This is a genomic window from Sneathiella chungangensis, from assembly GCF_009882935.1.
Taxonomy (GTDB): Bacteria; Pseudomonadota; Alphaproteobacteria; order Sneathiellales; family Sneathiellaceae; genus Sneathiella; species Sneathiella chungangensis.
Map to the genome: position 1 here is coordinate 297,535 of NZ_WTVA01000015.1, position 22,763 is coordinate 320,297.

General features: G+C 56.1%; 22 protein-coding genes. 11 read left to right on the plus strand and 11 right to left on the minus strand.

Translation table 11 applies throughout. From position 1 onward, the window contains the following. Positions 1 to 6: 6 nt before the first annotated feature. Genes xerD through GQF03_RS18675 form a run of 3 tightly spaced genes read right to left on the minus strand, consistent with a single transcriptional unit; the run spans position 7 to position 2,819 of the window. The gene (gene xerD / locus GQF03_RS14460; protein WP_161340822.1) at positions 7 to 909 is read right to left on the minus strand and encodes a site-specific tyrosine recombinase XerD; all 903 of its coding nucleotides are present in this window, start codon (positions 907 to 909) and stop codon (positions 7 to 9) included. Further along, on the minus strand, positions 902 to 2,698 hold the full coding sequence (locus GQF03_RS14465) for a hypothetical protein (RefSeq protein ID WP_161339999.1): 1,797 nt from the start codon (positions 2,696 to 2,698) through the stop codon (positions 902 to 904). Before GQF03_RS14465 ends, xerD begins: the two co-directional genes overlap by 8 nt. Continuing rightward, positions 2,679 to 2,819 carry a hypothetical protein gene (locus tag GQF03_RS18675; protein WP_162858492.1) on the minus strand — a complete coding sequence of 47 codons (141 nt, stop codon included), beginning with the start codon at positions 2,817 to 2,819 and terminating at the stop codon, positions 2,679 to 2,681. Before GQF03_RS18675 ends, GQF03_RS14465 begins: the two co-directional genes overlap by 20 nt. A 210-nt stretch (positions 2,820 to 3,029) precedes the next feature. Here GQF03_RS18675 and GQF03_RS14470 point away from each other — a divergent pair, with 210 nt between their 5' ends. Genes GQF03_RS14470 through GQF03_RS14485 form a run of 4 tightly spaced genes read left to right on the plus strand, consistent with a single transcriptional unit; the run spans position 3,030 to position 6,981 of the window. Then, the gene (locus GQF03_RS14470; RefSeq protein WP_161340000.1) at positions 3,030 to 3,632 is read left to right on the plus strand and encodes a shikimate kinase; all 603 of its coding nucleotides are present in this window, start codon (positions 3,030 to 3,032) and stop codon (positions 3,630 to 3,632) included. Then, positions 3,629 to 4,768 carry a 3-dehydroquinate synthase gene (gene aroB, locus GQF03_RS14475; RefSeq protein WP_161340001.1) on the plus strand — a complete coding sequence of 380 codons (1,140 nt, stop codon included), beginning with the start codon at positions 3,629 to 3,631 and terminating at the stop codon, positions 4,766 to 4,768. The genes GQF03_RS14470 and aroB overlap by 4 nt, the downstream gene beginning before the upstream one ends. Positions 4,769 to 4,777: 9 nt before the next feature. Beyond that, positions 4,778 to 6,070, plus strand: a complete 1,293-nt coding sequence (locus GQF03_RS14480; RefSeq protein WP_206375962.1) for an HlyC/CorC family transporter — start codon at positions 4,778 to 4,780, stop codon at positions 6,068 to 6,070. A 35-nt stretch (positions 6,071 to 6,105) separates the two neighbouring features. Next, positions 6,106 to 6,981, plus strand: a complete 876-nt coding sequence (locus GQF03_RS14485) for an AEC family transporter (RefSeq protein WP_161340002.1) — start codon at positions 6,106 to 6,108, stop codon at positions 6,979 to 6,981. A 5-nt stretch (positions 6,982 to 6,986) separates the two neighbouring features. Here the strand turns inward: GQF03_RS14485 and GQF03_RS14490 are convergent, their stop codons facing one another. Together GQF03_RS14490 and GQF03_RS14495 are read right to left on the minus strand one after the other, a co-directional pair. Next, the gene (locus GQF03_RS14490; RefSeq protein WP_161340003.1) at positions 6,987 to 7,253 is read right to left on the minus strand and encodes a ribbon-helix-helix domain-containing protein; all 267 of its coding nucleotides are present in this window, start codon (positions 7,251 to 7,253) and stop codon (positions 6,987 to 6,989) included. 120 nt (positions 7,254 to 7,373) lie between these two features. After that, positions 7,374 to 7,631 (minus strand): BolA family protein, encoded by a 258-nt coding sequence (locus GQF03_RS14495; RefSeq protein WP_161340004.1) that lies wholly within the window; start codon positions 7,629 to 7,631, stop codon positions 7,374 to 7,376. Positions 7,632 to 7,855: 224 nt separating this feature from the next. Between GQF03_RS14495 and GQF03_RS14500 the strand changes: the two genes are divergently transcribed. Genes GQF03_RS14500 through cobT form a run of 3 tightly spaced genes read left to right on the plus strand, consistent with a single transcriptional unit; the run spans position 7,856 to position 11,368 of the window. Then, on the plus strand, positions 7,856 to 8,440 hold the full coding sequence (locus tag GQF03_RS14500) for a J domain-containing protein (protein ID WP_161340005.1): 585 nt from the start codon (positions 7,856 to 7,858) through the stop codon (positions 8,438 to 8,440). Between the two features lie 49 nt (positions 8,441 to 8,489). After that, on the plus strand, positions 8,490 to 9,491 hold the full coding sequence (gene cobS / locus GQF03_RS14505) for a cobaltochelatase subunit CobS (protein ID WP_161340006.1): 1,002 nt from the start codon (positions 8,490 to 8,492) through the stop codon (positions 9,489 to 9,491). Positions 9,492 to 9,499: 8 nt separating this feature from the next. After that, entirely contained in the window at positions 9,500 to 11,368 is a 1,869-nt protein-coding gene (gene cobT, locus GQF03_RS14510; protein WP_206375961.1) for a cobaltochelatase subunit CobT, read from the plus strand. Between the two features lie 6 nt (positions 11,369 to 11,374). Here cobT and GQF03_RS14515 read toward each other — a convergent pair whose 3' ends face one another. The 3 genes from GQF03_RS14515 to meaB form a co-directional block, all read right to left on the minus strand. Next, positions 11,375 to 12,142 (minus strand): dienelactone hydrolase family protein, encoded by a 768-nt coding sequence (locus GQF03_RS14515; RefSeq protein WP_161340007.1) that lies wholly within the window; start codon positions 12,140 to 12,142, stop codon positions 11,375 to 11,377. Between the two features lie 141 nt (positions 12,143 to 12,283). Then, positions 12,284 to 12,571 carry a 50S ribosomal protein L28 gene (gene rpmB / locus GQF03_RS14520; protein WP_161340008.1) on the minus strand — a complete coding sequence of 96 codons (288 nt, stop codon included), beginning with the start codon at positions 12,569 to 12,571 and terminating at the stop codon, positions 12,284 to 12,286. A gap of 110 nt (positions 12,572 to 12,681) precedes the next feature. Further along, positions 12,682 to 13,683 (minus strand): methylmalonyl Co-A mutase-associated GTPase MeaB, encoded by a 1,002-nt coding sequence (gene meaB / locus GQF03_RS14525; RefSeq protein ID WP_161340825.1) that lies wholly within the window; start codon positions 13,681 to 13,683, stop codon positions 12,682 to 12,684. Between the two features lie 100 nt (positions 13,684 to 13,783). Here meaB and GQF03_RS14530 point away from each other — a divergent pair, with 100 nt between their 5' ends. Both GQF03_RS14530 and cdd read left to right on the plus strand, forming a co-directional pair. Further along, positions 13,784 to 14,788 (plus strand): proline racemase family protein, encoded by a 1,005-nt coding sequence (locus GQF03_RS14530; RefSeq protein WP_206375953.1) that lies wholly within the window; start codon positions 13,784 to 13,786, stop codon positions 14,786 to 14,788. A 22-nt stretch (positions 14,789 to 14,810) separates the two neighbouring features. Continuing rightward, a complete protein-coding gene (cdd, locus tag GQF03_RS14535) occupies positions 14,811 to 15,209 on the plus strand; it encodes a cytidine deaminase (RefSeq protein WP_161340009.1) in 399 nt (132 codons plus the stop codon). Between the two features lie 2 nt (positions 15,210 to 15,211). Here the strand turns inward: cdd and queF are convergent, their stop codons facing one another. Both queF and GQF03_RS14545 read right to left on the minus strand, forming a co-directional pair. Beyond that, positions 15,212 to 15,676 carry a preQ(1) synthase gene (gene queF, locus GQF03_RS14540; protein ID WP_161340010.1) on the minus strand — a complete coding sequence of 155 codons (465 nt, stop codon included), beginning with the start codon at positions 15,674 to 15,676 and terminating at the stop codon, positions 15,212 to 15,214. Further along, complete coding sequence (locus GQF03_RS14545; RefSeq protein WP_161340011.1) at positions 15,676 to 16,710, minus strand: histone deacetylase family protein; 1,035 nt, start codon at positions 16,708 to 16,710, stop codon at positions 15,676 to 15,678. Before GQF03_RS14545 ends, queF begins: the two co-directional genes overlap by 1 nt. Positions 16,711 to 16,863: 153 nt before the next feature. On the opposite strand from GQF03_RS14545, the gene GQF03_RS14550 reads away from it, so the two are divergent. Further along, a complete protein-coding gene (locus GQF03_RS14550; RefSeq protein ID WP_206375952.1) occupies positions 16,864 to 17,340 on the plus strand; it encodes a L,D-transpeptidase family protein in 477 nt (158 codons plus the stop codon). Positions 17,341 to 17,350: 10 nt separating this feature from the next. Here the strand turns inward: GQF03_RS14550 and scpA are convergent, their stop codons facing one another. Continuing rightward, a complete protein-coding gene (gene scpA / locus GQF03_RS14555; RefSeq protein WP_161340013.1) occupies positions 17,351 to 19,501 on the minus strand; it encodes a methylmalonyl-CoA mutase in 2,151 nt (716 codons plus the stop codon). Positions 19,502 to 19,861: 360 nt separating this feature from the next. Here scpA and GQF03_RS14560 point away from each other — a divergent pair, with 360 nt between their 5' ends. Further along, the gene (locus GQF03_RS14560; RefSeq protein WP_161340014.1) at positions 19,862 to 22,762 is read left to right on the plus strand and encodes a helicase-related protein; all 2,901 of its coding nucleotides are present in this window, start codon (positions 19,862 to 19,864) and stop codon (positions 22,760 to 22,762) included. Position 22,763 lies beyond the last annotated feature (1 nt).

Here is a 22,763-nt window from a genome sequence, read left to right on the forward strand (position 1 = left end):
TTCCCGTCAGGCCAGTGGATGATGCGTCGATACAATATCCATCAGCCTTTTTTGCAGCACATGGGTGTAGATCTGCGTGGTCGAGATATCCGCATGACCGAGCATTTTCTGCAAGCTCCTGAGATCCGCGCCGTTGGCAAGGAGATGGCTGGCAAATGCATGGCGCAGCACATGCGGAGAGACCTTCGCCGGATCAATATTTGCTTCAATCGCGAGGTCTTTCAGCAATTGCCCAAGCCGCTGGCGCGTAAGAAAGCCCTGCCCGCCACGCGACGGGAAGAGCCATTTCGAATGACGGCCGTCTGGGCAGAAATTCTCCCGGACTTCCAGATAGGCAGCCAACGCCTGTTTGCAGGCCTGATTGACCGGCACAAGCCGTTCCTTGTTGCCCTTCCCGCGCACGATGAGAAACCGATCCTGATCCCGGAGTGCCGGAAAGGGAAGCGATACCAGTTCCGAGACCCGAAGTCCGGCGGCATATAACAGATGCAACAGGGAAAACAGGCGTTTTTTCTCCGGAGTTTCACCGTCGGCCGCCGCCAACAGACGATCAACTTCTTCCTCCGATAGATATTTCGGCAGGCGTCTTCCGGCCCGTGGGCTGTCGATGTTTAGCGCGGGGTCGTCGCGGCGGATATCCTCCCCAAGTAGATAGGAGAACAGCTGTCGAATGGCGCTCAAGCGCCGCGCCTGCGTTGAACTTTTAAGCCCGATGTCATCGGAAAACTTGAGAAATGCCTGGATATCGGCGGCAGAGGCCGTTTTGAGCGATACCCCGCGACGCGCGATGAAATCCGCAAAATCCGTCAGATCCCGGCGATAACCCGCGAGGGTATTTGTCGCCGCCCCCCGTTCCGTCAACAACATTTCCAGAAAGCCTTCCAGATAACGGGCGGACATATCAAAGATTCCGCGAAACAGCGGCCTCCAGTGCGAGTTGGCGCGCCTCTGCTTCAAGCCCGACAGTTTTGAGCGCGGTCAGGACGGAGCCGAGCGTCTCTGTCGACACCATACCGGGGCCTTCTTCGCCCAGCGCTGAAAGCGCCAGCGCAACAGTTTCGCCGACCCGGCCTGCAGCAGCGGCACTGGCGAGATTTCTTTGAATGACCTGATTGGAAAGGCTGAGCCTCGGAACCTGCCCGAGATCAAGGGCCGATGACCACAGGTCTTCAGGGACTGGTTCGCCAAAAATTTCCATCACATTCAGGTACAGGCCGACATTTTCGGTCTGGGCGACATCGTCCCCGTGATCCAGATCGGCGACATCGAACGTTGCCGCATTCCATCTTGCGATGCCGGACGTTCCGGAAATCAGCATATAGGCGCTGGCGCGCGCGATCCGTTTGCGCGCGGCTTCCCGTGCCGCGAAATCTCCTTTAAGAGCGCCCCGCCGCACGCCGCGTTCCCAAGCTATCGCACTTTGCTCTTCCCCGGCGACGAGCGAAAGCCGCAGAGCGTCCAACTCAAAGGCGCCGCCGTAATCTGCCGGCGTCATTTGAAGCAGCAAAGGCATCGTCAGGCTCGACGCCGCCAGGTAGGATCCGTCGCTTTCACCCGCGGTCCATAGTTCGCCAAGGATGCGTGCCTTTTCAAGATCATCGGTGGCGGCGATGGCATCACGGTAAAGCGACGCGATCCGTCCCAAGTCCGCCACCTCTTCCGCACCATCGGTGAAGGCGCCTGCACTGATCAGGCGCCTGGGAAGAACCGGCGGGATGCTTCCCACGCCAAGCGATTCATAGGCGGCCGTAAACCGTTCGTTGATATTGGCCTTTTCATCGGTCGCCAGTGCCCACAGAAAGGCGTAACCGGCCTTTTCGATATCCGGATAGGGAAGATGCGCGCCCGCACGGCTCATCATGGCAAAATGGAGAGGGGTCAGAGCCTGATCATTTTCGGGAAGCGTCGACGACCCTCCCGCCAGACGGTCGAAAAGCGCAAAAAACAGCGGGTCTTCACCGGCCGTTTCGTCGAGTAGATTGATGCCGATCTCGGCCCGCGCCATGTTGCCTGAAATGAGATTGCAGAAGACATCTGTTTTCGTCCAGAAATTGTCCTCCGCGACAGCCTGACTGCCATCGGCCAGCCTGCAGGCTTCTTCATTCTTTCCTTGCAGCATGTTGAGCTCAACAGCGACGCGGTTAATATCCGGGCTCATACTCGATGCCGGAATCCTGGCGATCAATTCCGCAGCGTCGGGAACCAGTCCAGCCTCCAGCAGTTTATCGAGCCGCAGTTTGATCAGTTCCAGAGGTTGTTTAAGCCCTTGCGGAATTACGGCCGCCGTCAACAAAAGCCGCCGGAAAAGTCGCTGCATTTCGGGCGATGCGGACGGGATCGGTAAAAATTTCAGCAGCGTTACAACACGCTCGGGCTTCGTCCCCTGCCACATATTCGGACCGAAACCGCCGGTCGACGCCGTCAAGGTACCGATGGACGCCGGGTCAAGGCCGCCAAGCGACTGCACAACCACAGCGCCCTTGATCCGGCTGCCTTCGATGACTTTCGTTTGCTCCGGCGGCGTCTGCGTCGATGAAGCGGGAGATGTGCTGTCCGTTTGTTGCGACGGCGTCTGGCCGAGAGGGGGCACAAGGCTCCTCGGTTTTTCCTGGGCCTCAGCGCTATAAACGGTGATCGCGACGCTTGCCATCAACGACGCTGCAAGCAGGCGTGCCGTCCTACTTCGGGAACTGGTCATTCGGAATAACCTTTTCAACCTCGACCGTCGGCGCCGGGATGTCCCAGGCCGAGAGGAACACGCCGCCACCAATAACCAGGGCAGCAACCAAAAAAAGCAGAAAAAGGGAAAACTTAGACATTTTCGATCACGGTATCCGAAGTCTGGCCACCAAAAAATGGTGCCCGTTGGGTAAAACTGTTGCTATTTAAAGCGCTAAGCTGCGATTATGTTAAAAATTAGGCTTTATTGATTAGCACGGTTCGGCGAATTACATCAATAACCTTAGGGAAAGATATTGTGCCCCTCATCTATTTCGAGGGTATTCGCGCGAACGTCGAAAAGTGACAGGATGAAAAAGACAGAGAGTGCCGAAGCCGGCGCGGCCGCTGCGGTTGTTGATTTCGAAAGCCGGCCGATCGTTTTGGTCGGTTTGATGGGCGCAGGAAAAAGTTCGATTGGTCGCCGTCTTGCGAGCCAGCTCGGCCTTCCTTTCCGCGATGCGGATGCAGAGATAGAGGCGGCGTCGAATTTGACGGTGGCGGAATTTTTCGAAATTCACGGCGAAGCTGCATTCCGCGAGGGAGAGCGGAAGGTCATCGCCCGCCTGCTGAATGAACCGCGGCATGTCCTGGCAACCGGTGGTGGTGCCTTCATGAACAAGAAAACACGCGCCTTAATTTCCAGAAAGGGCTGTTCAATCTGGTTGCGCGCAGAACTTGATGTCATCTATAAGCGCTGCATGAAACGCAACAATCGTCCTCTCCTGAAAACCGGTAATCCGAAAGCGACCCTCAAAAAGCTGATGGAGGAACGCTATCCGGTTTACGCGGAAGCAGATATTACTATCGACAGCGGCGACGGGCCGCATGAGATCGTCGTGGATAAAATTATCGCGGCGCTGGACGCGTTCAAGAAACCAGCGGCTACCAATGGCACTGCAGGCAAACCATGACCGACACTTCCCTGGCCCCTGACACACTTGAATCTCGGGTACCGGTATCTCTTGATGCGCGGTCCTATGATATTCTGATCGGCACTAAATTGATTGCCTCGTCCGGCACGATCCTCAAGCCAATACTCAAGAACTCCCGCGTCGCCATCGTCACCGATGAAACGGTCGCCGCCCGTCATCTGGAAAAATTGCAGGAGGCTCTGGACACGGCCGGTATCGACCATACGGCAATCATTTTTCCACCCGGCGAGGGAAGCAAAAGCATTGCCATATATAGTGATCTGATGAACCGTCTTTTGGACGCCCGCATCCAGAGGGACGAAGCGTTGATCGCGCTCGGTGGCGGAGTGATCGGGGACCTTACGGGATTTGCGGCGGCAACGCTGCGGCGCGGCGTCGATTTCATCCAGATTCCGACAACGCTGCTGTCACAGGTTGACAGTTCCGTTGGCGGCAAGACGGGCCTTAATGCCCCGCAAGGAAAGAACCTGATCGGGGCCTTTTACCAGCCGCGTCTTGTTCTTGCGGATATTTCCCTGCTCGACAGTCTGCCGCAGAGGGAAATCCTTGCCGGCTATGCGGAAGTGGTCAAATACGGCCTTCTCGGCGATCGTGACTTTTTCGAGTGGCTGGAAATCAACGGCAAGAAGGTCGTCGACGGCGATACGGCCGCCCGCATTCATGCGGTTGAGCAAAGCGTAAAAACCAAGGCCCGTATCGTGGCGCAGGATGAAAGAGAGGGCGGCGTAAGGGCGCTTCTAAATCTCGGCCATACCTTCGGCCATGCACTGGAGGCGGAAACCGGCTACGGACAGCACCTAAATCATGGCGAGGCCGTTGCAATCGGCATGATTATGGCGGCGGAACTTTCGGTGCGGGCGGGGAGCCTCAATCGTCAGGATTGCGGTCGTATCCGGGCGCATTTCGAAGCTGTCGGCCTCCCCCTTCAAGTTCCCGACATTCCAGGCGTCGTCTGGTCCCCGGAAAAGATCCTGGGGCATATGCGCCAGGACAAGAAAATCAGCGGCGGCAAGATCACGCTGATCCTGCTGAAGGATATTGGCGAGGCCTTCGGCACAAAAGACATATCCGAACAGGATATTCTGGCTTTACTTGCGCAAGAATTACCGGGATAGATGGGGGAGATGGAAACCGGTGTCATGAATGTTGAACTGATCTTACTACCGCTTGCGATTTTTCTGCTCTTGCTGCTATCCGCCTTTTTCTCGGGTTCGGAAACCGCGCTTACCGGAGCATCGCGCGCGCGCCTCCACCAGATGGAGCAGGCGGGAAACAAACGCGCGGGACTGGTCAATCGTCTCCGCGACAAACATACGAAGCTGATCAGCGCCATTCTGCTCGGCAATAACCTGGTCAACATTCTCGCCTCGTCCCTTGCGACCAGTATCTTTATCTCCCTATTCGGGGATATCGGTGTTGCCTACGCAACCCTTGTAATGACGGTACTCGTGCTGGTGTTCGCGGAAGTTTTGCCGAAAACTGTAGCCCTGCGCCGGACAATTCCCGTCGCCCTGTTTGTCGCCCCAGTTCTGCAGCCCGCAATATTCCTCCTCTCGCCGATTGTCATGAGCGTCAATTACATCGTCGATGTGACGTTGAGCTTGCTCGGCCTGAAAGGCCAAGACGGGGATTCCGACACGCTTACGGATGCCGCCCAGGACGAACTCCGCGGCGCTATCGAACTGCATTCGGAAGATGCGGGCGTCATTATGCACGAACGCTACATGCTGGACACGATCCTCGATATGGATGAGGTTGATCTTGAGGAAATCATGGTCCACCGCAAAAATGTCGAAATGGTGGATGCGGAACGGCCTGTGCGGGAAATAATCGATCAGGTTCTTGGCAGCCCATACACAAGACTTCCCCTATGGAAGGAAAATCCGGAAAATATTATCGGCATTATTCATGCGAAGGATCTTCTGCGCGCCCTTATTCCGCTCGACGGCGATTACGAAAGACTTGATATTGAGGCCATCGCTTTAGAACCGTGGTTCGTCCCTGAAACGACGACCCTTCGCAGTCAGCTGAACGCCTTTTTGGAGAGAAAGAGTCATTTCGCGTTGGTTGTCGACGAGTATGGGGCGTTGATGGGTCTGGTAACGCTCGAGGATATTCTGGAAGAGATTGTTGGCGATATCGCCGACGAACATGATCTCGCCGTGAGTGACATTCGGCTGATGAAGGATGGCAGCATCATCTCCAAAGGCGACGTTACGATCCGCGATTTGAACCGCCAATTGAACTGGGCACTTCCCGACGAAGAAGCGGCGACGATCGCGGGGCTGGTCATACATGAAGCCCAGATCATTCCGGATATCGGCCAGGCGTTCATTTTTCACGGATATAAGTTCGAAATTCTCAAGAAAGAACATAACCAGATCACCGAACTACGGATAACTCCGCTTGATCTCTAGAGATTCTGCAGAGATTTGTCGGGGGAACAGATCGTATGTATGAAATTCTGCTGAATATCATTGCGCCGGTTGTGGTGACCGCGGGCATCGGTTTTTTTTGGGCCAAGACCGGCCGTGCGTTTCACACGGAAACCATCACATTGCTGGTAACCAATGTCGGCTCACCCATGCTGATTTTTTCTACCCTTATGAAACTCAACATGGAACTCGGTGACTTTCTTGAATTTGCAATGTTCGCCGCATTATCCGCGCTTGCATTCTGCCTCATTGGGCTTGTCGTACTTTTGCTATTCCGTCTCAATGTGCGGGATTATCTGCCGGGGCTAATGTTTCCCAATACCGGCAATATGGGGCTGCCGCTTTGCCTGTTCGCATTTGGCGAGGCAGGGCTTGCGCTGGCCATTGCTGTTTTCACGGTTTTTTCAACACTGCAGTTCACGTTCGGGATTTGGCTCTCCTCGGGTGCCAGTTCGCTTGCCCAGCTATTTCGGACGCCGCTGATCTACGCCGTTCTCATCGGACTGGGCTCGAAAGCATTGGGCCTATCTTTCCCGCTTTGGGTTATCAACTCCACGACACTTGTCGGCAGCCTTACGATCCCGCTGATGCTGTTCGCTCTCGGCGTCAGCCTCGCCAGCCTGTCCGTCAGCCATATCCGCCTGGCAACCGGACTATCGATTCTCCGCCTGGTAATGGGATTTGCTGTCGGGTATGGGCTTGCCACCTTATTCGGACTGGAGGGGGTCGAACGGGGCGTCCTGATTTTGGAATGCACGATGCCCGTCGCCGTGTTCAACTATCTCTTTTCGCTTCGCTATGAACGGGCCCATAGTCACGTTGCAGGGATGGTGCTGATATCTACATTGCTTTCCTTTGTCACCCTCCCCGCGTTATTACTCTTCCTGCTTTGACCGTTTTAGGAATCGAGTTTTCGGTTTTGGTTCAGGTAGTGATCGAGAATGGCGGAACGAATCCGCGATGTTCGCGAATGTTCACGGCGCCTTTCGTCACGGTCCGCCTTGCAGCAAAATTCATTGATCGACATATTTTCGCGTGCGCAGATGTCGCGTAGCGCGGCCCATTCGATTTCCTCCAGCCGGATGCTGGTACGATGGGTCTGTCCCGAAACCGGATCGATTACCGAGATATTTCGATTTACAAGGGTCTGGCTTAACTGTGTCACGATGATCTCCTGTATATGCGCTTATAGGTTGCCGTTTTTTTTACTAAACACTCAAAAAGAGCATATAGGGGCGTGACAAGACTGTTCAACAGTTTCGCTAAAGTTTTTTGAGGGGAGATTTCAGGAGCGGACCGTCAACGCCAGCGCGTGGATATCCGTCTTGAGTTCTTCCGCCAGGACCGCATATATGGCGCGCTGTTGGGCCACCCGGCTCATGCCCTTGAAATCACCAGAAGCGATCTCCACCCGGAAGTGGCTTTCGCCCTCCGGCCTGGCGCCGGCATGTCCAGCATGCAAATGTGATTCGTCGATCACCTTAAGTTCTGTCGGCGAAAATGCATTCCGAAGTTTTTGTTCTATGGTCTTCGCAACGGACATGTAAAAACGTTCCCTTTAATTTTGCAGTTCCCGACCCTATCTTGTTTATTGTGAGACGATTTGCAATGGTTCGTTGCCATTTTGACGAAACGACTGGCAGGGCCGGACAAGAATTTTTTGCCATATTTACGCCTGTTGCCCTTTTAACGCCTCAAACGCCCTAAAAGAACGGTTTGCTTTTGAGCAGTCTTGCTAAGACGAAGTGCGGCGCCCATAATATTTTCATGTCGAAGAAAAGAGAAATACCGCTTGGCGACGCAGCAACGAATGCCCGGCAATGCGAGCACCCGGATTGTTTCGAAGGGGGCGAATACCGTGCACCGAAATCGCGGCTTCTCGACCGGGGTAGCCCGGACGATTATCAATGGTTTTGTCTTGCCCATATACGGGAATTCAACAAATCCTGGAATTTCTTTGACGGCATGACGGATGAAGAGGTCCTCCGTTACAAGGATGAAGATATTACGGGCCATCGTCCGACCTGGAAACTCGGATCGCGAACGGCGAGCCCCCGGAAGGATACCCGATATCAGGATCCGTTCAATTTTCGCGAGGAAATGGGTGGTGACGACCATGCGGCGAATGGGAACGGATCAAACGGCAAGGTAGCGATCGACCCGAAGGAACGTGAAGCGCTCGCTATTTTAAATTTGCAGCCGGGCAGTACACTCGAGGAAATCAAGCGCCGCCACAAGGAGCTTGCAAAAAAATACCACCCTGATATCCGTGGTGGCGACAAAAAGGCCGAAGAAATTCTAAAAAATATTAATCAGGCCTATACACATTTGCGAACTTGCGGTAACTCGTAAGCTTGCCCGTAAAAGAATAACCACAAATTGTGACACGGAATTGCTATTTATGACGTCTTTAGAGCTCGCCGGAGAAGCCCCGGAATTGAAAATTGATTTACCCGACACGAAAGTTGCCGTTCGGGAAGTATTCAAGATTGACAGCGACCTGATGGTACCTGCTTTCAGTGTGACCACGGAGCGGGTACCGGATCTGGATCCCGCCTATGTCTTCGATCATGATACGACACTGGCCATTCTGGCCGGCTTCGCCTTTAACCGACGGGTTATGGTACAGGGCTATCACGGTACGGGGAAATCGACACATATCGAGCAAGTCGCCGCGCGTCTCAACTGGCCTTGCGTCCGGGTCAATCTCGATAGCCATATTTCCCGCATCGATCTGGTTGGCAAGGACGCCATCGTCCTTCGCGATGGCAAGCAGGTTACTGAATTCCGTGAAGGCATTCTTCCCTGGGCGCTGCAATCTCCAACCGCTATTGTCTTTGACGAATATGATGCCGGCCGGCCGGACGTGATGTTCGTGATCCAGCGCGTCCTCGAAGTCGAGGGAAAACTCACGCTTCTTGACCAGAACCGGGTCATCCGCCCGCATCCTGCCTTCCGCATGTTCGCAACGACCAATACCGTGGGCCTTGGCGACACGACCGGTCTTTACCACGGAACGCAGCAGCTTAATCAGGGCCAAATGGACCGCTGGAATATTGTGACGACCCTGAATTACCTGCCAGAGGAAGTCGAAAACGAGATCGTCCTCGCAAAACTGCCGGGATACGATGATGAAGAAGGCCGCAAAACCGTCCGCGCCATGATTGCCTGCGCCGAGCTCAGCCGCGCCGGCTTTATCGCCGGGGATATATCCACCGTGATGAGCCCGCGAACGGTCATCACCTGGGCGGAGAACGCACAGATTTTTGGCGATATCGGTTTTGCGTTCCGCGTCACTTTCCTCAACAAATGCGACGAGATGGAACGGCCATTGGTGGCTGAATATTATCAGCGCAGCTTTGGCGAGGAACTTCCGGAATCCGCCGCGAATATTGTCGTGTAAAGAATCCCGTGGCCTTTATCAAAAACAAGGAGCCCGCCGCCGAGCCCTTCAAACGTGCCGTCAGCGCGACAATGCGGGCAATGTCCCGCGAGAAGGAACTCGAGGTAGTCTATGGCAACGACGCGCCGGGCATGACCGGCGACCGCGCCCGACTGCCCAACCCGGCACGGGACCTGCCGGCGGCGGACGTTCGGCTTGTGCGCGGGCTGGCGGATAGTCTCGCGCTTCGCAAACGCTATCACGATGACGGAATGCATGCCCGTTACTCTCCCGAAGGCGGTGATGCGAAAGCCGTCTTCGATGCAATTGAACAGGCGCGCGTCGAAGCGATAGGCGCAGGCCGCATGAAGGGCGTCGCCGACAACCTGTTCAACCGGCTCGACACTCATTGTAAGGAAAGCGGTTTTGACCGCGTTTACGACAAGGCGGATGCACCCATATCCGAGGTACTGGGGTTGCTTGCGCGGGAGAAGCTCGCGAACATCCCAATTCCAGACAGCGCACGCGATATGGTCGACCTCTGGCGCGCGGAAATCGAGGAAAAAAGCGGCGATGATTTTGCTGACATGCTGAAAGCCATCGGCAGTCAGAAAGAGTTCGCCAGCGCCGCCCGCAAGCTGCTCAAGGATCTCGATCTCATCGACGACGCCGAGGGCGAGTTTTCAGACGAAGAGGACGGCGGCGACAGCGATGACGGCGAACAGCAGCCGGATGCCGAAAGCAGCGGGGCCGAGGGCGACGACGAGCCGCAGGAAGCCAGCGCCGCTGAAGATGCGGATGCGCAGGAGGGCTCGGGCGAGGACGGAACCGACACAGAGGCTGGCGAAAGCGCCGATATGGAAGCGACAAGCACCGGGGAGGAAGCGGGGCGCGACCGCCGGCCCGTCTATCCGGAGGATTTCCGGAATTCACCGGAAGCCGCGGCCTACAAGGCATATACCACCGATTTCGATGAGGTCATCCAGGCGGGAGATCTTTGTGAACCCGCGGAGCTGGCGCGACTTCGCCAGCAGCTGGACCAGCAACTCACCAATCTGCACAGCCTGATCAGCAAGCTTGCCAACCGGCTGCAGCGCAAACTGCTCGCGCAACAGAACCGCGCCTGGGAATTTGATCTCGAAGAAGGCATTCTCGACGCCGCCCGTCTCTCCCGCGTCGTCGTCGATCCGCAGCTTCCGCTGTCGTTCAAGGTGGAGCAAGACACCAATTTCCGCGATACTGTCGTGACCCTCCTGATCGACAATTCCGGCTCGATGCGCGGACGGCCAATTTCCGTCGCCGCTATGTGCGCCGATGTCCTTGCAAGAACACTGGAGCGCTGTTCCGTGAAAGTCGAGATCCTCGGTTTCACGACCCGTGCGTGGAAGGGCGGACAGTCACGTGAGAAATGGTTGGAACAGGGGAAAGAGCCAAATCCCGGTCGCCTGAACGATCTACGCCATATCGTGTATAAGTCGGCGGACTATCCCTATCGTCGTGCGCGCCAGTCACTGGGCCTTATGCTGCGCGAGGGGCTGCTGAAAGAGAATATCGACGGCGAAGGCTTGCTCTGGGCGCATAGCCGCCTGTTGGGGCGGCCAGAGCAGCGGCGAATCCTGATGGTGATTTCCGACGGTGCGCCGGTGGACGACAGCACCCTTTCCGTCAACCCCGGGAATTACCTCGACAAACATCTGCGCGATGTCATTCGCTGGATCGAGACACGCTCCGCGGTCGAACTGATCGCTATCGGCATCGGCCATGATGTCACGCGCTACTATCAGCAGGCTGTTACCATCATCGACGCCGAGCAACTCGGGGGCGTGATGATGGAACAGCTCGCCGATCTGTTCGATGAAAAGAAGCCGGTCCGGCGCGGCAAGACCGACCGCTGGTAGTCTTGCTTATCCCGCCAGGTTCTTTTCGAAAAATTCGAGGCTGCGCGACCAGGCGAGTTGCGCATCCTCCTGGTCATAGCGGGCGCCGGAAGGGTTGGCGAATGCATGATCCGCGCTGTACCAGAATACTTCTGGAGCGGGCTGGCCGGCGATTTTCATCTGCTCGACAAATTCATCGACCATCAGTTTGTTGATCCACTGATCCCGTTCCGCAAAATGCCCCATGACCGGACCTTTCAGAGCTTTCAACTGATCGGCAGACCGCGCGACGCTTCCGTAATATACGATCGTCGCTTCTGTTGGCGCGGCGATCGAGGCGTTGAGCGCCCAGCCACCGCCAAAACACCAGCCCACGGTCCCGAGACTGTCATTGGTCTTTTCGTTCTTGCGGGCCCAGTCAATCCAGCTTGTCAGTGTTTCCGTTGCAAGATCGGGCTTAACGCCCTGCATATACTGCTTGGCTTCATCCGGTGTCGTTCCGACTTTCCCTTCGTAAAGATCAACGGCAAGCGCGACATACCCTTCGCGGGCAAGTTCAGCGGCAACAGCCTTGATCTGGTCATTCAACCCCCACCACTCGTGCACCAGAACAACGGTCGGCGCCGGCGTTACCTCCGGATAAATGACCGAGGCGGTAACCGACTGCCCGCTACTTAATGTGATACTTACATCTTCCGTCATTTCGGCGGCCGCGCGCGCCAGCAACGGGTCGGCGAGGATCGCCGCCAGAGGAAGGGTTGCCACGCCTTTTACAATGTCACGTCGTGCATACATCGAATGTCTCCCCAAATGTCTAAACTGCGCCCTGATGCTTCATCAAATAGCACGCTCGATCCGTGAAGCAAATCCGATATGAAAAAACGGGCGAGAATTTCTTCTCGCCCGTTTCAATAACCATCGGTCCGACTGTCCGGATTATGCGGTGGCAGTCGCCTTTTTAATCTCGCGCTTGACGCGCTGGGCCTGCAACGACAGGTTCGTATCCCGAGCTTTCAGAAGGAACTTGTCAAGACCGCCATTATGCTCAACGGAGCGCAGCGCCGCCGCCGACACTTTCATATTGAAGGAACGGCCAAGCGTCTCGGACATCAGACGGACTTCCTGCACATTCGGCAAAAACCGGCGACGGGTTTTGTTGTTGGCGTGGCTGACATTATTGCCGGCCTGAACACCTTTACCTGTCAATTCGCAACGACGCGCCATCCTGGACCTCTTTAACCAAAAAATAGGGAGCCCGGCGCAGTACGCCGGACGTGAGCACGCTATTTAAGGAATGGCGGCGCATCCGTCAAGCAATTTAGGCGGCTATCGCGTTATTTTCCCAAAAAGATTGCCAGCAACTTTTCCGCCGCCGTCGTCGGGTCAATGCGTGCGGATTTCACGTCGGCCTCCATCTTGCCGAGATGCGCAGCGACCCCCTCATGCGCCTTGAACCGTGACATAAGAGAATCGCCAAGTTCCGACCACATCCAGGAAACGGCCTGTTCCTTCCGCTGCTCAGCGAGCTCTCCGTCAACGCCGCGGGCGGCCCGGTATTCTTCAATTGTATCCCAGAGCCTGTCTATTCCGGTCTTGTTCATGGCAGAGACCATCAGCACTTTCGGCCGCCAGTTTTTGCTTTTCGCCCGCATAAGGCCAACGGCGCCTTTATATTCCGCGGCCGCGCGGGATGCCGCCGCCTTCAAATCGCCGTCCGCCTTGTTGATGACGATAATATCCGCAAGTTCCATCACGCCGCGCTTGATGCCTTGCAACTCGTCGCCGCCGCCGGGTGCCAAAAGAAGGAGAAAGACGTCCACCATTTCCGCAACAGTGGTCTCCGACTGGCCGACGCCAACGGTCTCAACCAGAATGACGTCGAACCCCGCCGCTTCCGTCAGCAGCATTGCTTCGCGCGTACGACGCGCAACGCCGCCGAGCGATCCGCCGGACGGAGACGGCCGGATAAAGGCGTTGGGATCCCGCACCAGCTCTTCCATGCGGGTCTTGTCCCCAAGTATGGAGCCCCCGCTACGCTGGGACGAGGGATCAATAGTCAGCACCGCGACCTTGTGCCCTGCCCCGGTAAGAAGCTTCCCGAATGCTTCAATAAAGGTCGACTTCCCGACACCCGGCGTTCCCGAAATGCCAATCCGCACGGACTTGCCGGTATCGGGGAGCAAACGGTTCAACAGGATCTGCGCCGTCGCGCGGTGATCGGAGCGGACTGATTCGACAAGCGTAATCGCCCGTGCGAGCGCCCGCCTGTCGCCCCGGCGAAGTTTGTCTGCCATCAATTCCGCGTCTGCCGCCGTTTTCTTGCCCATTTCATTCATATCCTTGGGTATCGGAAAATCCCGCGCCTTCGTCAAGTCAATTGAAAGCACTATCGGAATTTATCGGAAGCCTTTATTCTTTTCGCAAATGACAGACATAATGATCAGCCTTATCCAGACAGTAGAGATGCATACCGGCGGCGAGCCGCTTCGCATCATCACCAGCGGCGTGCCGATGCCGGAGGGGAGAACCCTTCTGGAAAAGCGGGCCTATCTTCGGGATCACGCCGATCACTACCGCCGTTTCCTGATGTTCGAGCCGAGAGGCCACAAGGATATGTATGGCGCGCTCCTGGTTCCGCCGGACGATCCCGAAGCGGATCTTGCTGTAATCTTTATGCATAACGAGGGCTATAGCACCATGTGCGGCCATGCCATCATGGCGCTCGGTCGCTATGCGCTCGACTTCGGGCTGGTCGTTAAGGAGGACGGGGAGACGCCGGTGAATATCCAGTGCCCCTGCGGCCTTGTGCGCGCCCATGTCGCGACGACGGAGGGGGTAACGGGCGCGGTCCGCTTCGAGAGCGTGCCCGCTTTTGCCTACAAGCTTGGGCAATATGTCGAAACCCGCGACTATGGACCCGTCGAGCTCGATATCGGCTATGGCGGCGCCTTTTATGGCGTTCTTGATGCGGCGTCTCTGGGACTTGATGTCCGGACTTCCAGTACAAGGGATCTGGTTGCCGCGGCCACACATATCTCGGATGCCATAAAATCGCAAATTCCGATTGATCATCCGGACGCGCCCGATCTGGGCTATCTCTATGGCATAATTCTTACCGACGGAGATAGCGGCGCACCGCGGAAACCGAGCGCCAATATCTGTATCTTCGCCGACGAACAGGTGGACCGCAGCCCGACCGGCTCCGGCGTCACCGCCCGCATGGCGATAGCGGCCGCCAGAAAACTGGTTGATAGCGGCGAGATTTGCGAGTTTGAAAGCGTGACGGGCGCGATATTCACCGGCCGGCTTTTACGCAAAACCAAAGTTGGGCCATTCAGCGCCGTTACGGTCGAAGTTGGAGGGCGAGCGTATTATTCCGGCTCCGCGGAATTCACCTATGAAGGCGACGACCCGCTTGGCGGCGGTTTCCTGCTGAAATAGCAATGATTGACGAGTGAGAACGATGACCGAAATCGATCTAAAAGCAAAAGCACGAGACGCGATGGCCAATGCCTATTCTCCCTATTCCCGTTTCAAGGTCGGGGCGGCCATCCTGACCGAGGCAGGGAATGTCTTTACGGGATGTAATGTCGAGAATATTTCCTACGGCCTCTCCATTTGCGCAGAGAGGAATGCCATTGTCCATGCGGTGGCCGTTGAGGGTCCCGGCATGAAACTGAAAGAGATTGTCGTCACCAATCACAATGAAAACGGCGATTCCGGAGCCTGCTCGCCCTGCGGCGCTTGTCGGCAGTTTATGATCGAGTTTTCCAGCCCCTCGACGCAGGTTACCTATCCCGGCGAAAGCGGAGATGTCGTCACAACCGTCAAAAAACTTCTTCCGGAAAGCTTCCGCTTCTGAAATCAGCCGCGACCACGATAGGTCGCTACGCTCTGATCCGGCAGCCAGATATCGGCAAGCGGCGCGCCTGTCTGCCAGAAGACATCTATCGGGATGCCGCCGCGTGGATACCAGTAGCCGCCGATCCGGAGCCAGCGGGGGCTTAGCAGATCAACGATCCGTTTTCCGATCATCACCGTGCAGTCCTCATGAAAGGCGCCGTGGTTGCGAAATGACGTGAGAAACAGCTTCAGTGATTTTGATTCGACCAGCCACTGATCCGGCACATAATCGATAACAAGATGCGCGAAATCCGGCTGTCCCGTCATCGGGCAGAGGGAGGTAAACTCCGGCGCGGTAAAACGAACCAGACAATTCACATCCTCCTGTCCGTTCGGAACGCGCTCAAGAATAGCTTCCTCCGGGCTCTTCGGTTGCTCCACTGCCTTGCCAAGTTGTGTAAGGCCACTGACATCCTTTCCCGCCATTACCGCGCCCTTTCAAATCCCGAGATGAAACTTGTGATGTTTGCGCCTAGAAAATCACGGTTATACCCCCCTTCCTGCACCAGTACAGTCGGTAGGTTGAGCTGTGCGATGCGGGCGGCAATACGTCCGAACCCTTCCGTCGTGACCGAAAGCCCTATTAAAGGGTCGCCTTCGAACGCATCGAGCCCGAGCGCGATGAACAGCACATCCGGCGCATAGGCACGAAGCGCGACCATGGCCTCCTCCAACCGGGTCATAAACGCATCGTCTGCGCTTTCCGGGGCGAGCGGCAGGTTGAGGTTGTATCCCTCCCCCGCGCCGGTACCACGCTCATGGGCATAGCCTGAGAAGAAGGGATAGAAATCCGTCGGATCACAATGGAGCGAGATTGTGAACACATCCGCGCGGTCATAGAAAATGCCCTGCGTGCCATTTCCGTGGTGCACATCGACATCCAGAATCGCGACCCGGTTCACCGTCCGGCGGGCATATTCCGCGGCAATAGCAATATTATTGAGAAAGCAGAAACCGCCTGCCTGATCCTTGAAGGCATGATGCCCCGGCGGGCGGCAGAGGGCATAGGCGGACAGATTTCCCTTCAGATCGGACAAGACATAATCTGTCGCCGTCAGCGCAACATTGTTGGAGGCAATAGCCGCCTCCCATGTGGTCGGGCCGACAGGGGCGGAGATATCGGTGGTATAAAAGCCAACCTCCCCAACGATCCCACTCGGCATTGACGACATATGCCGTCCCGGATGAATATTGGGGAGCACCTCTTCCCCGCCCATCTGCGCCGCGCGCCAGCGCGCATGTATGGTCTCGAGGAAATGGAGATAGCCCGGCGTATGCACCGCTGCGCGCGGGGACGGGCCGAACTCGGCCGGAGCAATAATCTCATGCCCGGCTCCTTTCAAGCCCTGCACCAGCGCTTCCGCCCGACCCGGCACTTCCTGCGGCTCATGAAAGGCCCCACCCTTGAAATAGGTTTTCGGATCATGCTTCGCGTGATCGGGGCTATAGATGATTTTCATTTTTTGTCCCTTTGCTCCCAATGCCTTTTCAATAACTATCATACTGACAAAATGCGCGAAAATGATAAAATACAGGCGCTTGACCGCAATAGATACCATTCTCAGTAAGTTATGGCGTTAATGAGTTTCATAAAATCAGGCTTGTCTCCTGCTTTGGCTTCTCTGCTAATCGGCGCGTTTATATTGATGCCGGGCGCCGCCTTTGGAGAGATTGACCGCGTGCTTGTCGATAAATCTCAGCGCAAAATGTTTCTCTATAAGGAGAATGAGGTCGTCCGCCAGTACACAATTGCGCTTGGCGGCCTTCCCAAAGGCCACAAAGAGCAAGAAGGCGATCAGAAGACGCCCGAGGGCGTCTATATTCTGGATTATATCAATGAGAATTCAGCTTTCCACCGGTCAATGCATATTAACTACCCGAACGACGCCGACCGTCAGTCAGCGGTGGAGCGCGGAGTCGACCCGGGCGGCATGATAATGGTTCATGGCCAGAGAAACGGCGCCGGTATGTTCAGCGGCCTTATGCAGCTGTTCGACTGGACCGATGGCTGCATCGCCCTCAGCAACTCCGAAATGGACGAATTCCTCTCCCTCGTGCCTGTCGGCACGGCAATCGAGATCAGATGGTAAGCGAGGTGTCTTAAGCCGCCTTGCGTTTCTTGCGGATAAGCTCAAGCACCTCTGCTGCGGCCTTCGGGATGTTGGTTCCGGGGCCGTAGATGGCGGCGACGCCAGCGTTATAAAGGGCATCATAGTCCTGCGCCGGAATGACGCCGCCACAGACGACGAGGATATCCTCCGCGCCCTGTTTCTTGAGCTCATCGATGATCTGCGGGACGAGGGTTTTATGCCCGGCAGCCTGCGACGAGATGCCGATGACATGCACGTCGCTCTCGATGGCGTCCTGCGCGGCTTCGGCTGGTGTCTGGAAAAGCGGGCCGACATCCACGTCAAAGCCGATATCGGCAAAGGCCGTCGCGATCACCTTGGCGCCGCGGTCATGGCCATCCTGCCCAAGCTTGACCACCAGCATGCGCGGGCGGCGGCCTTCCTCGCGGGTGAACGCGTCAATATCCTTGCTGATTTTCATAAAGCCCTCATCTCCCTCATACGCCGCGCCATACACGCCGGAAATGGAGCGGATTTCCGCGCGGTGGCGGGTGAACACCTTTTCCATGGCATCGGAAATTTCGCCAACCGTCGCCCGCGCCCGCGCCGCGTTGACGCAGAGTTCCAATAAATTCTCCTTGCCCGCGGCCCCCTTCGTTAGCGCATCGAGCGCCGCCTGGCAGGCGGCTTCATCCCGCGTGCTTCGGACTTTCGCAAGCCGTGCGACCTGCTGACGAAGGACTTCCGTATTATCGACATCGAGGATTTCGATATTGCTGTCGTCCTTGTCGATCCGATACTTGTTGACACCGACAATGACCTCCTCACCGCGGTCGATACGGGCCTGACGGCGGGCAGCGGATTCCTCAATGCGAAGTTTTGGCATGCCACTTTCGACGGCCTTGGTCATGCCGCCCATTTCCTCGACTTCCTCAATCAGTTTCCAGGCTTCCGTTGCGATGGAATTGGTCAGGCTTTCCACATAATAGCTGCCGCCGAGCGGATCGATCACATTCGGAACACCGGTTTCCTCGGCGAGGATAAGCTGCGTATTGCGGGCGATACGGGCAGAGAAGTCCGTCGGCAGGGCGATCGCTTCATCCAATGCGTTGGTATGCAGGCTCTGCGTGCCGCCAAGAACGGCGGCCATGGCCTCATAGGCTGTGCGGATCACATTGTTGTAGGGGTCCTGCTCCGTCAGGCTGACGCCCGATGTCTGGCAATGGGTCCGCAGCATCAGGGAACTCTGGTTTTCCGGCTCGAATTCCTTGATCATCTTCGCCCAAAGCATGCGCGCGGCCCGCAGCTTGGCGATTTCCATGAAGAAATTCATGCCGATGGCGAAGAAGAAACTGAGGCGCGGGGCAAAGTCGTCGATTTTCAGGCCCGACGCCATGGCGGCGCGCGCATATTCCAGCCCGTCAGCAAGCGTGAAGGCGAGTTCCTGCACCTGCGTCGCGCCCGCTTCCTGCATATGATAGCCGGAAATAGAAATGGAATTAAACCTCGGCATATTGGCGGAGGTGTAACCGATGATGTCGCCGATAATCCGCATGCTAGGTGCCGGCGGATAGATATAGGTGTTGCGGACCATGAATTCCTTCAGGATGTCATTCTGAATGGTACCGGATAGCTGCTCCGGCTTCACGCCCTGCTCTTCCGCCGCGACGATATAGTTCGCCAGAATAGGAAGAACCGCGCCATTCATTGTCATGGAAACGGACATCTGATCGAGCGGGATGCTGTCGAACAGGATTTTCATATCCTCAACGCTGTCGATGGCCACGCCAGCCTTTCCGACATCCCCGACAACGCGTGGATGATCCGAATCATATCCGCGATGGGTAGCCAGATCGAAAGCGACGGAAAGCCCTTTTTGACCGGCAGCCAAGTTACGACGATAGAAGGCGTTAGATTCTTCAGCAGTAGAGAAACCGGCATATTGGCGGATGGTCCAAGGGCGGTTCGCATACATGGTCGCCCGGACGCCGCGCTGGAATGGTGCGATTCCGGGGAACGCGCCATCAAGCTCCATTCCCTCAAGGTCGGCCGCCGTGTAGAGCGGCTTCACCGTAATTCCTTCAGGAGTTTGCCAGTTCAGATCCTCAACCTTGCGGCCGCGCAGCTCTTTCTCCGCCAGCTTTTCCCAATCCTGCAGATTTCGCTTTGGAAAGTCGCTCATGATCTTTTTTACCCTTTTCCCGCCGTGCTTTAGCCGCTGCCTCAATAGTTTGTCGATTGGCCTGTATTAGAATAATGGTATCATAGGGATGGTGCTATATCATAAAATTCTTGAAATACCAAACGAGCGTTAGCTTTATGGTACTGTACTGCAAAGCAAGTTCAACGCGGAATTTGCAACTGTTTGATTGATCGTCCGGAATGTCATCAATTTACAAAGATATTTTGGACACAATCACCATATATGGAAAACAGGTCGTCACGACCAGGGTGCAGACATTTCCCTGTTCATTGCAAGGACGGCCACGTATATGATGTATTAAAGGATGGCATAAGCCTCAACCGGCAGACCAGGTTTGCGATGCGCCCAACTTCCACGACATCCCCCGTCAATTTTAAGACCAGCCAGGTGACGGCAGTTCTCGGCCCCACCAATACCGGCAAGACTCATCTCGCGGTCGAACGCATGATGGGATATTCAGATGGGATAATCGGCCTGCCGCTGCGTTTGCTTGCGCGGGAGGTTTATGAGCGCGTAGTCGCCGTAAAGGGCGCCGCAAATGTTGCGCTGGTGACGGGGGAAGAGAAAATCATTCCGCCGCAGGCCGCCTATTTCGTCTGCACGGTGGAGGCCATGCCTCTTGATCGTGGGTTTGAGTTCCTGGCGATTGACGAGATCCAGCTGGCCGAAGATCCGGAGCGCGGACATATTTTCACCGATCGTCTCATTTATGCCCGCGGCCGTCAGGAAACCCTGTTTTTAGGCGCGGAAACTATCCGGCCATGGATCAGGCGCCTGATCCCCGATGCCTCCTTCGTCTCCCGGCCCAGATTTTCGAAGCTGACGTACCGCGGCGCCAAGAAGATATCCAGGTTGCGGCCGCGCACCGCAATTGTCGCCTTCTCCGCCAACGACGTTTATGCGATTGCCGAACTGGTACGACGCCAGCGCGGCGGTGCGGCGGTCGTTATGGGAAGCCTCTCTCCGCGCACCCGAAACGCACAGGTCGAGCTCTATCAGTCCGGCGACGTTGATTATCTCGTTGCCACGGACGCCATCGGCATGGGCCTCAATATGGACATCGATCACGTCGCCTTTGCCGGCACGGTAAAATACGACGGGGCGCTTTCCCGCCGTCTACGCCCGGCGGAATTTGCCCAGATTGCGGGGCGTGCCGGACGCCATATGAATAATGGCACCTTTGGCACGACGGCTAATGTCGATCCCCTTGAGGACGAACTGATCGAAAAAATCGAAAACCATGAGTTCGAACCGGTGCGCAATATTCGCTGGCGGAATCAGGACCTGAATTTCACGACGACGAGGGACCTGTTGCGATCGCTTGAAATGCTGCCGGCGGTCGACGGCATGGTCTCGCCCCGGGACCCTGACGATTACACGGCATTTAAAACCCTGATCAATGACGAGGAGGTGAGGCGTCATTCACAATCAACGGCTAAGGTTCGTCAATTATGGCAGGTCTGCCAGGTGCCCGACTTTCGAAAAACCATGCATGACGTCCATGTCCGCCTGCTACGTGAAATTTTCATTCACCTTCAGGGCAAGCGGGGGAAGTTGCCGACTGACTGGGTTGCCGGACATCTGAAAAGCCTTGAGAAAACAGATGGAGATATAGACACACTTGCAACACGTATTGCTCATACGCGCACATGGACGTATATTTCCCATGTTTCCGATTGGATGGACGATTATAAATACTGGCAGGAAACGGCGCGAAACATAGAAGATAAACTGTCGGATGCCCTTCATGAGCGCCTGACGCAAAGATTTGTAGACCGACGCACCGCGATGTTGGTGCGAAAACTGAAAGACCGAAGTCAATTGGAAGCACAGATTAGCGAGACCGGAGAAGTCCATGTGGAAGGACATTTTCTGGGGACCCTCAAGGGTTTGAGATTCAACGCCGACACTAGCCTTAACAATACGGAAGCAAGGACTCTCCGAAATATCGGGAATAAGGCCGTTGCCGCGGAAATTGCAATGCGGGCGTCCCGGCTCGCCTCCGCCCAGGATGCGGAAATTTCACTCGATGACCAGGGCAGGCTGATCTGGCAAGAAACGCCGGTTGCCTCGCTTGCCAAGGGAGAGACCGTTCTGAAACCTCGCGTCCAGCTTCTGGCAAGCGAGCAGTTGAACGGCAGTGCTCAGGATGCCGTCGCCAAGCGTCTAAATGACTGGGTAACATCGCAGATCGAGAGCAGGCTCAAACCGCTTGTCCAGCTTGAAACATTGCCGCTGACAGGCGCCGCGAGAGGCATCGCCTTTCAGGTCAGTGAAAATCTCGGCGCCCTGCAACGCTATAAACTCGGCGACCAGATTCGTCTGCTCGACAAAAAGGATTACGGGCGCCTCAAATTCGGCGGCATTCGGGTGGGATATGAGCACGTTTTCATGCCAATCCTGTTGAAACCCGATCCGACCGCGCTCCGCTGCCTGCTCTGGGCGATTTATCAGGAACGGAAGGAAATTCCGCCCGCGCCGCCCGCCGGCCGCGTCTCCTTTGAAACCGATAGCAAACTGCCCTGGACCTATTACCTCACGGCCGGATATGCGGTTTTCGACAGGCTGGCGGTCCGGCTCGACATGCTTGACCGGCTTGCCGGAATGCTCCGCCGCGCGTCACGCGGACTGCTTGAAACAAGTACGCCGACCAATAATGAGCCCGTGGCGGCCGTCGATATTACCGATACAGCCGACATAGCGGATATGGCGACGAAGGCGACGGAAGCAACGGAGGCAACGCCGGCGGAAATTGTGAAAGAAGCGACCCCATCTCCTGCTGAGGCGCTCCCTGCCCCATCGCTAGAGGCGCCGTCGCAATCGGAAGCTCCGGCACCCGCCGCGGACGAGACAGTCCCGGTCGACAAAAATGTCGAAGGCAAGGCAATCACACCCGACAAAACGGAGAAAAAGAAGGACCTGCCCCGCAACCTTCCTTTCAAGCCGACCCATGAAATGCTCTCACTTGTTGGCACTACGCGCGAACAGTTTTCGCTCATTCTGGATAAGCTCGGATATGTCGCCGAAGGCGAAGGTGAGGAAATCACCTATCGCAGGAAATCCTTCAAAAAGAAGGCGCGGGATACGAAATCCCCCAAGAAAAATAATGCGAAAGCCGGCATGACGGATCAGAAAAAGCAAAAGAGCACCCGCGCGGAGCAAAGACGGCCTCAGGCCAAGGAAAAGGCAATCGACCCTGACTCGCCGTTTGCCATATTGAAGACACTCGGCAAAAAGTAAC